The sequence below is a fragment of the Streptomyces siamensis genome, from assembly GCF_039543605.1.
Lineage (GTDB): Bacteria > Actinomycetota > Actinomycetes > Streptomycetales > Streptomycetaceae > Streptomyces > Streptomyces siamensis.
Map to the genome: position 1 here is coordinate 68,139 of NZ_BAABKB010000075.1, position 10,480 is coordinate 78,618.

Consider the following 10,480-nt stretch of genomic DNA (forward strand, 5'->3'; position numbering starts at 1 on the left):
CGCTCCGGAAGCGATCGTGGTAGGCAGGGCGGATGCTTGGCCGACTTCCTCTCGATGAGCAACTCGCCGGCCTGCGGGCCGTGCTCTCCCGCAACGAGATCCTGACGGACGTGATGACCAGGGCGGCGACACTGGAGCTGCCCGACTGGTACGTGACGGCGGGGTGCCTGTTCCAGACGGTGTGGAACGTGGTCACCGACAGGGACCCGACCCACGGCATCCGTGACTACGACCTCTTCTACTTCGACGACGGCGACCTCTCCTGGGAAGCGGAGGACGCCGTGATCGAGGCGGGTCGGACAGTGTTCGCCGGCCTCCCGGCCCGGGTGGAGATCCGGAACGAGGCCCGCGTGCACCTCTGGTACGAGCAGAAGTTCGGAGTGCCCTGCCCACCGTACGAGTCCACCGAAGCCGCGATCGACAGCTTCGCGGCGACCACGTGCTGTCTGGGCGTCCGTCCGGAACCCGGCGGAGACTGGCGCGTCTACGCACCGCACGGGCTCTCCGACGTGTTCGGCCTCGTCCTTCGGCCCAACTCGGTCCTCGCTCCACGGGAGGTCTACGAGGCCAAGGCGGCACGTTGGAAGGACGCGTGGCCGGAGCTCACCGTCCTGCCGTGGCCGCACTGATCCGCTCGCCTCGACACGGCACGTGGAACGCGCAGACAGAGCAGGAGCAATGGCCGTACGGACTCGCTGTTCAGCCTGCGCGGAATCCCGGGCGGAGTCGTCCGGGATGCGGTCCCCGTCACGGCGAAGCTCCGGGTGGCCCGGAACAGTACCGGTCACCCGGGCCCACCAGGACCTTCGCACGGCCCTGCGGCCCTTCCGGGCGCAGGCCGGCGGCGAAGATCGCTCGACATGCCGCCCGAACTGCATCGACGTAGCGTTCCAGGCATGAGCGAACCTTCACTCCAGGACGACGTCCTGCAAGAGCTCGGCGATGACAAGGTGCAGGAGATCGCACACCTGCTCGGGACCGACGCCGACGGTGCTCAGGCCGCTGTCGGGACCACCGTCGACGCCGTGGCCGGTGAACTCCGGGAGCGGGCCGACGGCGACGACGCCGGAGAGGTCCGCGAAGCCCTGGCCGGGCTCGCCGAGCCCGAGCAGGAGCCGCTGCGGGGAGTGGCGGCCTTCGGCGGGCTCGGCGGTCTTGTCGGCGGCGGAATGATGGCCGGGGTGCTGTCCAAGCTGAGCAGACCGATCGCCACGAGCGTGTCCAAGAAGACCGGCATCCCGGTGGCCACGGTCACCCGGGCCATCGAGGTGATGATCCCGGCCCTTCTGACGGTCCTCGCCAAACGCGCGTCCGCCAAGCGCGCCGGAACCGGTTCCCCCGCGTCCGGGGCCCAGCCCACCGGCGGCGACCTCGGCGACCTGCTCGGTTCGATCCTCGGAGGCGGCAAGAAGTAGCCGTGACCCGTCTGCGCGCACACCCGGCGCCGTACGCGTCGGCGGCCACCTCGCGCCGAACCGAGCCGGGACCGCCGCCACCTCGGGTGTCGAGGCGCGCCCGGACGAGGCGGCGGAGCCGCCTCAGTCCTCCGTCTCCGGTGGGCCGGCGTCCGGGGCCGTGGCCTGCTGCCCCTTCCCCTCGGTGAACGTGTACATCACCGACCTCTCCCGCTTGTGTCGCTGAATGCGGCCCTTGGCGACGAGCGCCTCCAGGGTGTTGCGCACGACCTGCGGTGTCGGTGTGCGGTCGGTGTGCTTGCGCAGCAGTTCCTCGCGCAGCTCCTTCGCCGGCCGGGGCGCGTCGTGCGTGCGCAGCAGGCCCAGCAGGACTTCTCCGAGGGACTGTTGGGGCTGCGCCTTCGTGACGGCCCTGGCCGTCTTCTTCCTCGGTCGGGCAGTGGCGGCCTTGGACCGGCCGGGACGCTTGGGCGCCTTCTCGGGCGGCGCGGGAGGAGCGGCGGCCTCGGGGGTCTCGACCTCCTGGCCGAGCGCATCGGCCGCGGGAGCGGGTTCGTCCTGCGGCGCGGTCACGGCAGCGGGCTCGTCCTTCGCCTGCTGCGGCACCCGGACGTCGAAACGTTCCGCGACCTTCAGGATGTCCAGCAGGAGTGTCTCCTCCTGTTTCAACACCTCAAGGGCATCGATCAGTTCACGCTGTCGGCGGCGGTTCTCCTCCAGGTCCGACGCGGCTTGTTCCTCATACCGCGTTCGGAGCGTGGCGGCTGACTGGCTGGACACAACCGTTCACTCCCTCGCATTCGGGTGACGTTGCGCATCGTACCCACGCGAATGACATGTGCCGCAGTGTTCGTCGCACACGATGCCCGTGCACTTCGGCGACAGGGGCCGCCGCATCTGCATCGGTGCCCCGGCCGGAGGCCTCGTGGCGCCCCCGGACCGCTCAACGGGCAGGCGTGGTGCGGGGGATGAGGACGTGGGCGGTACGAAGCTGGCCCTGCGGAATATGTGGTCACCACACGTGTGCACATCCGCGCAGGTGAGACGACCTGCACGGATGTGCACGGAGCGATGGCGGAACCGATCGGCGACGCACACGTGTGGTGCATCGGCAGACTGCCGGCACGGGCGCCCACTCTCCCGCCGATTCCCGGGACTTGGGCAGGGCGCGCCACCGGACGACTCGACATGCGTGCGCACGCTTTCGAGACGGTGATCGGAACCGCGAGTGAAGGGAGCCGAGTTGACGGACGGACCACCGTCACCGGCCGGAGGCGGATCGAGAGGTCGAACGACCGAGGACGCAGCCATCCGGGAGGGTGGCCTCCGGTGTACGACAGCCGCGACCGTGACCGCGCCCCGCCGGCGACCGTGGACCGCCGCCGCGCCCCGCCCGGCCGGAGTCGCGTCGTCCGCCCCGCCCGCGCAGTAGTCCGTAGCCCGAAGCCTTGACAGGAACGGTCACCCCGTCACAGCCTATGGCAACGTTGTCATGCCGTCGGGGTCGCGCCGCACTGAGCCGCTCGCCCCCGGTACCGTCTTGTGATTGGACGTCTCCTTCATGGCCGATCAGGCGAGTCCGTCGCGCCCTCCGTCCCGGCGCTCCGTCGTCACCACCGGCTCGACGCTGCTGGCCGGGTTCGGGCTGGGCGCGGTGTTTCCCACCGCCGGCGCCGCCGCCGCCGAGCGCACCGGCGCCGGGACCGAATCAGTGACCGCAAGCGCGACTCCGGGGGAGATCGCCGCGTTCCGCCCCGTCGAGGTCTCCTCGCAGGCCTACGCGTCCGCCGCGGCCGAGTTCGTGGTGGACGGCATTCCCGCGAAGGGTGTGCGCGGCACCGGTTGGAGGGCCGGAGCGGGCGATCCCCAGTGGATCTCGGTCGACCTCCAGGCGGACTGCGAGGTCAGCTGGATCCGGCTGACGTTCGAGGCCGACGGTGCCGACCCCGTCTTCACCCCGCCGTCCAGCGGGAACTGGGCACAGGGCACCACCGGCAAGGAGATCCTGTCGAGTTACGCGACCGAGTTCGTCGTGGAGACGTCCCGGGACGGTGTCTCCTGGTCCAGCGTGTACCGCACCACGGCCGGCACCGGGGGAGTGGTGAATGTCCACCCCGCCCGCCCGGTGACCGCCCGCTGGGTGCGCATGACGTCCCGCAAGCGGTCCAACCCCAACCCGCTGGGCCTCAACGGCTTCGAGGTGTACGGCACGGCCCGCGGGCACCGCCCTGACGCCACGGGTTGGACGGACTGGGGCACCCATCACTCCAAGGCACCGAAACTGACCGTCGCGGACGACGGGACCGTGCCGCTGGAGTCGGGCTGGACCCTGACCATGGACGACTGGGCCGACGGTACGGGCAAGGAGCTCTCGGCGACGGGCGTGGACACCAGCCGTTGGCTGCCCGCCACCGTGCCCGGCACGGTCCTCGGCTCGCTCGTGGAACAGGGCAAGCTGCCCGATCCCGTCGAGGGGCTGAACAACCTGCACGTCCCGGAGGCGCTGTCCCGCCACTCCTGGTGGTACAAGCGGGACTTCGAGCTCCCGCGCGGCCTGCGCACCGGTGCCGGACGGCACGTGTGGCTGGAGTTCGACGGCATCAACCACAAGGCCGAGATCTGGCTCGACGGACGCAGCGTGGGCGACCTGACCTTCCCGTTCGCCCGATCCGCGCACGACGTCACGTCCCACCTCGCCGACGCCGACGACGGCCGGCACGCCCTCGCGGTGAAGATCACGCCGATGCCGGTGCCCGGCAGCCCCGGCGACAAGGGCCCCGCGGGTGAGGCCTGGGTGGATGCCGGTGCGAATCAGATGAACCTGAACTCGCCCACGTACCTGGCCTCTTCGGGCTGGGACTGGATGCCCGCCGTCCGTGACCGCGGCGCGGGCATCTGGAACCACGTGAGGCTGCGTTCGACCGGACACGTCGTGATCGGCGACCCACGTGTGGACACCGTCCTGCCGAAGCTGCCCGACCTGTCGGTCGCCGAGCTGACCGTCACCGTGCCGGTCCGCAACGCCGACTCCGCCGACCACCGGGCCACCGTGTCGGTCTCGTTCGGTTCGGTGCGGGTGTCCAGGACGGTCACCGTCCCGGCAGGGGAAGACATCGTTGTCACATTCGCTCCCGACGCCTTCGAGCGCCTGCGGGTCCGCAATCCCGAACTGTGGTGGCCGAACGGCATGGGCAGCCCCCGCCTGCACGACCTGACGCTCGTCGCCGAGGTCGACGGCACCGAGAGCGACCGGCGCTCCACCCGCTTCGGCATACGGCAGTTCGGCTACGAGTACGACATTCCGCTGCCCTTCGTCGCCTCGGGCGACGCATGCACGCAGTCCGTGGACGTCGCGGCCCAGCAGGCCCGGCACATCCGGATCAAGTGCCTGACCCGGGCCACCAACTGGGGCAACTCGCTGTGGACCGTCTCCGTGTTCGACGGCGCGCGTCCGGGCATCGACCTCGCCCTGCACGCCCAGGCCGACGCGTCCAGCGTCGACGAGGACGGCCACGGCGCGGGCAACGTGACCGACGGAGACCCCGCGACCCGCTGGTCCTCGGCCTACCAGGACGGCGAATGGATCAGCGTGGACCTCGGTTCCGTGCAGTCCTTCGACCGCGTGGACCTCGTCTGGGAGCAGGCGTACGCGCTGACCTACGTCGTCCAGGTGTCCCAGGACGGCAAGGAGTGGACGGACGCGAAGTCCGTGGACAACACCGCGGTCCCGCTGCCCTTCAACAGCGGTGACGCGAGCCTGCGTGTGGAGGACTTCGAGGCGAGGACCGCCCGCTTCGTGAGAATCGACTGCGGTGTGCGCAACACCAGCTGGGGCAACTCGCTGTGGTCCCTGGCCGTCGTCGACAGCTCGGCACCGGGCACCGATATCGCCCTGCGCCGGCCCACCACCGCCTCGACGGAGGAGTCCGACCACCCGGCCGTGCACGCCACCGACGGCAACCCGGGCACCCGCTGGTCCTCCGCCTACGAGGACCACCAGTGGATCCAGGTCGACCTGGGCTCCGCCCGGCGCTTCGACCGTGTGGCCGTCCTCTGGGAGCAGGCCTACCCGAAGACGTACACCATCCAGGTCTCCGACGACGGCGACGACTGGACCGATGTGAGGACGGTGTCCAACACCCCCGATCCGCTCAAGATCAGCGTCAACGGGGTCCGTGTGCTGGTCCGTGGCGGCAACTGGGGCTGGGACGAGCTCCTGCGCCGCATGCCCGCCGACCGGATGGACGCGGCGGTGCGCATGCACCGCGACATGAACTTCACGATGATCCGGAACTGGGTGGGCAGTTGCAACCGTGAGGAGTTCTACGCGGCCTGTGACGAGCACGGCATCCTGGTGTGGAACGACTTCCCCAACGCGTGGGGCATGGACCCGCCGGACCACGACGCCTTCAACTCCCTCGCGCGGGACACCGTCCTGCGGTACCGCATCCATCCGTCCGTGGCGGTGTGGTGCGGCGCCAACGAGGGCAATCCGCCGGCCGCGATCGACAAGGCCATGCGTGAGGCCGTGGAACAGCAGGTGCCCGGCATCCTGTACCAGAACAACTCCGCGGGCGGCATCGTGACCGGTGGCGGCCCCTACGGGTGGGTCGAGCCGGAGCGGTACTTCGATGCGGGCACCTACGGCAGCAAGGACTTCGGTTTCCACACCGAGATCGGGATGCCCGTCGTCTCCACCGCCGCCAGCATGCGCAACCTCGTGGGCGACGAACCGGAGTGGCCGATCCGGGGCGCCTGGTACTACCACGACTGGAGCGAGCGCGGGAATCAGGCTCCGCAGAACTACAAGGCCGCCATCGAGAGCCGTCTCGGTACGGCGGGCGACCTGGACGACTTCACGCGCAAGGCCCAGTTCGTCAACTACGAGAACATGCGCGCCATGTTCGAGGCGTGGAACGCGAATCTGTGGGACAACGCGAGCGGTCTGATGCTGTGGATGTCCCACCCCGCCTGGCACAGCACCGTGTGGCAGACCTACGACTACGACTTCGACGTCAACGGCACCTACTACGGGGCCCGTTCGGCCTGCGAACCCTTGCACGTCCAGGCCGACCCGGTGAAGTGGCAGGTCCTGGCGGTCAATCACACGCCCGAAGCCCTCAAGGGCGCGACGGTCACGGCACAGACGTACGACCTCTCGGGCCGTCCGCTCGGGAAGGCCAGGAGCACCCAGGTCGACGTGAAGGCCGCGTCCACGGCGAAGGCCTTCACGGTGGAGATGTCGGAGGACCTGCCCGAGCTGCATCTGCTGCGGCTGACGCTGCGGGACGGCGCGGGCGAGGTGGTGTCCCGCAACACCTACTGGCGCTACCGCACTCCGGGGGCGATGAAGTCGCTCAATGCGGTCGATCGGGTCCGGCTGTCGGCCTCCGTCACCGGTGTGTCCGGTACGGGGGACCGCAGGAAGCTGACCGCCACGATCCGCAATCGCGGCTCCGCCGTCGCGGCGATGGTCCGGCTCTCCCTGCTGGACGACAAGGGCGGCGCCCGGGTCCTGCCGACGCTGTACGAGGACAACTACCTGTGGCTGCTGCCCGGCGAGAGCCGCACGGTCACCCTGTCCTGGCCCGCCGAGGCACTGGCCTCGGGCCGGCCCGCCCTGCGGGTGGAGGGCTACAACGCACCTCCCGTCACGGCCCGGCCGTGAGATGACCGCTCGCCGCCCCGGCCGCCCGCAGGGCCGGGGCGGCCGCGCGGCCGAGACGGCCCCGACGGCAGGCTCGTCGGGGCGGTGCGCGGCGGCCGGATCAGTGGGCGATTGCCGGAGCGCTCTTCTTGCGGGCGCGGTAGGCAGCCGCCTTGATCTTGTTTCCGCAGGACTCCATGTCGCACCACTGTCGGCGCGTGCCGCGAGAACGGTCGATGTAGATGCGGGTGCACTCCGGGTTCCCGCACTCCTTGAGTATGGGTGCGTCGGGGCCGCTGAGCAGCTCGATCGCCTGGCGCGCGACCGTGGACAGCGCTTCCTGCGGTGTCGCCTCGGTCCACCGTCCGGACGGGGTGAGCTGCGGCGTTGCCGGAGGCTTGCGGGCCGCGCCGTTCAGGACGGCGAGTGCCTGGACGTTGTAGTCCTCACCGAGCCGGCGGGCGGTGATCAGCTCGTAGAGGGCCTCCCGCACCGTCCTCGCCAGCTCGACGTCGGACTCGTCGCAGGGGGACACCGCGTCGACGATCCCCGACTCCAGGTACCAGGCGTCCAGCCTGTCCGGTGACGCGAACATCTCGAACCTGGCCGACCTGCGCGCGCGCAGGGTCGCGGCGAAGTCGAGGGCGGGATTTCCGCATACGAAGGCATGATTCAGGTTCACATCACCATTTTGACAGGTGACAAGTGGGGCTGCAAGGCTCGTCACTCGTCGAAGCGGTGTCCGTTCGGTCTCGACGCCGGTGAAGCATGGTCGTCGAGCGGGAGCGGGACAGGCCTCAGAGCCCGGTGGGCGGCCTCCGCCAGACGAAGACCTCGGTGCTGGGCGGGCGTTCGGAGAACCGGCCGGCCGCGGAGGCGTCGCGCAGGATGCGGCGCAGATCGTTCTCGAAGGCCGCGCGGCGCGTGCCGAACAGGTGGGGCGCCGACGACGACATCGAGTACACCCAGGCGATGACGTCGTCCTCGCCGCGCTCCAGCGCCCGTCCGGCGGGCACGACATGGCGCTCGGGTCCGAGGAAGCCGGCCCGGCGGAACACCTCTGCCTCGCCCCCGGGAGTCCCGTGCGGGAGCACCCCGCGGCCGGCTCGCCGTACCGGCCCCAGGTACTCCTTGATCAGCGCGTCCATCGCGGCGTAGGGCACGGCCGGATGCGGCAGCCCGGCAACGCCTGGGGTGTCGCTCTTGAGGTCCGAGATGTGCACCAGCGCCCCGCCGGGAGGCAGCATGGTCATCATGGTCGCCGCGACCAGGTCGCGGTCCATCCAGTGGAAGGACTGGCCGAAGACGGCGACGTCGAAGCCGCCGAGGCCCGCCGGAAGATCCTCCGCCCGGGCCCGCACCCACCGGGTCTTCCCGCCGACGCCCGCCTCGGCGGCCCGGCGCCCCGCTTCGGCGATCATCCCGCCGTCCGGGTCCACGCCGACCACCTCGCGGAACACGTGGGCGAACGCCAGGGCCAGGATGCCCGGCCCGCATCCCACGTCGATCAGGCGTCCACGCGCGTCGAGACCCAGGGTCTGTGCCAGCACCTCCGCCAGCCCCGGGGCGTAGGGCAGTCTCCCGCGCCGGTAGTAGGGGGCGGATCCCGAGAACAGGGTCTCGTCCCACTCCCAGCCGTCGATCACTCCGGCTCCCGCCCTTCACGAAGCTGTCTCTCCGTCAGAAGGGCCCATGCTTCCACGGTTCGGCCGGCCGCAGGGCTTCCGGCCACGCCCCGAGGTCGCCTCAGAAGTGGTCGACCTCGACGACGGCCTCGGCGAACGCCGCCGGAGCCTCCTGCGGCAGGTTGTGGCCGATGCCCTTCAGGGTGCGGTGGTCGTACTTTCCGGTGAACCTGTCCCGGTAGGTGGAGCCGTCGCCGGGCGCCGTGAAGGGGTCGCGTTCGGCGTCGAGGGTGATCGTGGGCACCGTGATGACCGGGCGGGCGGCCAGCTGCTTCTCGTAGCGGTCGTAGCGACGCTCGCCGTCGGCGAGGCTCAGCCGCCAGCGGTAGTTGTGCAGCACGATGGGCGTGTAGTCGGGGTTCTCGAAGGCCGCCGCGGTGCGCTCGAAGGTGGCGTCGTCGAAGTCCCAGGTCGGCGAGACGGTGTCCCAGACGAGCCGCGCCAGGTCGTGACGCTTGGTCTTGTCCTCCATGGCGATCCGGCCGCGCTCCGTGGCGAAGTAGTACTGGTACCACCAGGCGTACTCGGCTTTGGGGGGCAGGGGCTGGAGGTTGGCCTTCAGATTCGTGATGAGGTAGCCGCTCACCGAGACCAGGGCCTTGCAGCGCTCGGGCCAGAGGGCCGCGATGATGTCGGCGGTCCGCGAGCCCCAGTCGAAGCCGGCCAGCACGGCCTTGTGGATCTTCAGGGCGTCCATCAGCGCGATGATGTCGAGTGCGATCGCCGACTGCTGGGCGTTGCGGAACGTCCGGGAGGAAAGGAACCGGGTCGTGCCGTGGCCGCGAAGGTAGGGCACGATCACGCGGTAGCCTTCCGCAGCCAGCAGCGGTGCGACGTCGACGAAGCTGTGGATGTCATAGGGCCAACCGTGCAGACAGATGACCACGGGGCCGTGTGCGGGGCCCAGCTCCGCGTAGCCGACGTCCAGCAGTCCGGCCTTGATCTGCTTCACCGAGGCGAAGGACGTGTGGTCCCCGGGGACGGCGGTGGGCGCGGTCCCGGCCCGTGCCGGAGTCGAGTCCCGAGTCCGCGGGGCGGCGGAGGCGGTCGGGAGGCCGTGCAGACCGGTCACCGCAGCGGCGGTCGCGCCCGTGCCCAGCCCCAGGGCCTTGCTGAAGGTGCGCCTATTGATCATATGAATTCCCTCCGTGCGTAATCCATTGTCCTGGTATGCCTGATATGGGCGATCCGATCGGACGGTCGTGTGCGGCATCGCTTCGGATCGGCGTCCAGGTGACCTTCGCACGACGCACGTCACCGGTCAAGCCGGTGATGTAATGCCGCGAGATATACGGTGGCGAACCTTCGGTGCGGGTGGAGTGCCCGAGTTCGTCGACTTCTGAGAAGAAATGCCCGGCCGGCGGCCTTCACTCTCGGTAGCTGCGACGATGGTGATCGTCACCTGCTTGACGAGTGATTCTCGGTGTGTGACGATCGTCGGCACGTGATGAGTGGTGACTTCGGAAAGGTGCAGTCACATGAACTTCATGAAGGGCCTCGTGGCCGTGTTCGCCGTGGTCGTCATCTCGGTCGGCTGCTTCACCCAGGTCTTCTGACGGGACTTCGGGCGGCTTTCGGCGGGCACGCGTGGGCGGCGCGCGCATCCTCGTGCGGGGTGTGTGCGCCGCCCACGCGTGTTTCCGGCGTGGAGCGGCATGCCTTTCCCCTGCCTCTCCCGGTCGCGGCGTCACCGACTTGACGGGCATACGACGGCGAGGCGTGGAGATCCCGGG

Annotated in this window: 7 protein-coding genes; 3 read left to right on the plus strand and 4 right to left on the minus strand. The window is 70.0% G+C overall.

The annotated features are described in order from the left end of the window. Window positions 1-32 precede the first annotated feature (32 nt). Both ABEB03_RS44820 and ABEB03_RS44825 read left to right on the plus strand, forming a co-directional pair. Window positions 33-629, plus strand: a complete 597-nt coding sequence (locus ABEB03_RS44820) for a nucleotidyltransferase family protein (protein ID WP_345658920.1) — start codon at window positions 33-35, stop codon at window positions 627-629. Between the two features lie 267 nt (window positions 630-896). Continuing rightward, window positions 897-1,415, plus strand: coding sequence for a DUF937 domain-containing protein (locus ABEB03_RS44825; RefSeq protein ID WP_345658922.1), 519 nt, complete (start codon window positions 897-899; stop codon window positions 1,413-1,415). A gap of 123 nt (window positions 1,416-1,538) precedes the next feature. Here ABEB03_RS44825 and ABEB03_RS44830 read toward each other — a convergent pair whose 3' ends face one another. Beyond that, window positions 1,539-2,195 carry a hypothetical protein gene (locus ABEB03_RS44830; RefSeq protein ID WP_345658923.1) on the minus strand — a complete coding sequence of 219 codons (657 nt, stop codon included), beginning with the start codon at window positions 2,193-2,195 and terminating at the stop codon, window positions 1,539-1,541. A gap of 781 nt (window positions 2,196-2,976) precedes the next feature. Here ABEB03_RS44830 and ABEB03_RS44835 point away from each other — a divergent pair. Continuing rightward, window positions 2,977-7,083: a discoidin domain-containing protein gene (locus ABEB03_RS44835; protein WP_345658929.1), complete on the plus strand. Its 4,107-nt coding sequence runs from the start codon at window positions 2,977-2,979 to the stop codon at window positions 7,081-7,083. A 100-nt stretch (window positions 7,084-7,183) separates the two neighbouring features. On the opposite strand, the gene ABEB03_RS44840 is transcribed toward ABEB03_RS44835, so the two are convergent. The 3 genes from ABEB03_RS44840 to ABEB03_RS44850 form a co-directional block, all read right to left on the minus strand. Continuing rightward, on the minus strand, window positions 7,184-7,744 hold the full coding sequence (locus ABEB03_RS44840; RefSeq protein ID WP_345658924.1) for a CGNR zinc finger domain-containing protein: 561 nt from the start codon (window positions 7,742-7,744) through the stop codon (window positions 7,184-7,186). Window positions 7,745-7,859: 115 nt separating this feature from the next. Further along, the gene (locus tag ABEB03_RS44845) at window positions 7,860-8,708 is read right to left on the minus strand and encodes a class I SAM-dependent methyltransferase (RefSeq protein WP_345658925.1); all 849 of its coding nucleotides are present in this window, start codon (window positions 8,706-8,708) and stop codon (window positions 7,860-7,862) included. 100 nt (window positions 8,709-8,808) lie between these two features. After that, window positions 8,809-9,882: an alpha/beta fold hydrolase gene (locus tag ABEB03_RS44850; protein WP_345658926.1), complete on the minus strand. Its 1,074-nt coding sequence runs from the start codon at window positions 9,880-9,882 to the stop codon at window positions 8,809-8,811. Window positions 9,883-10,480: the final 598 nt, after the last annotated feature.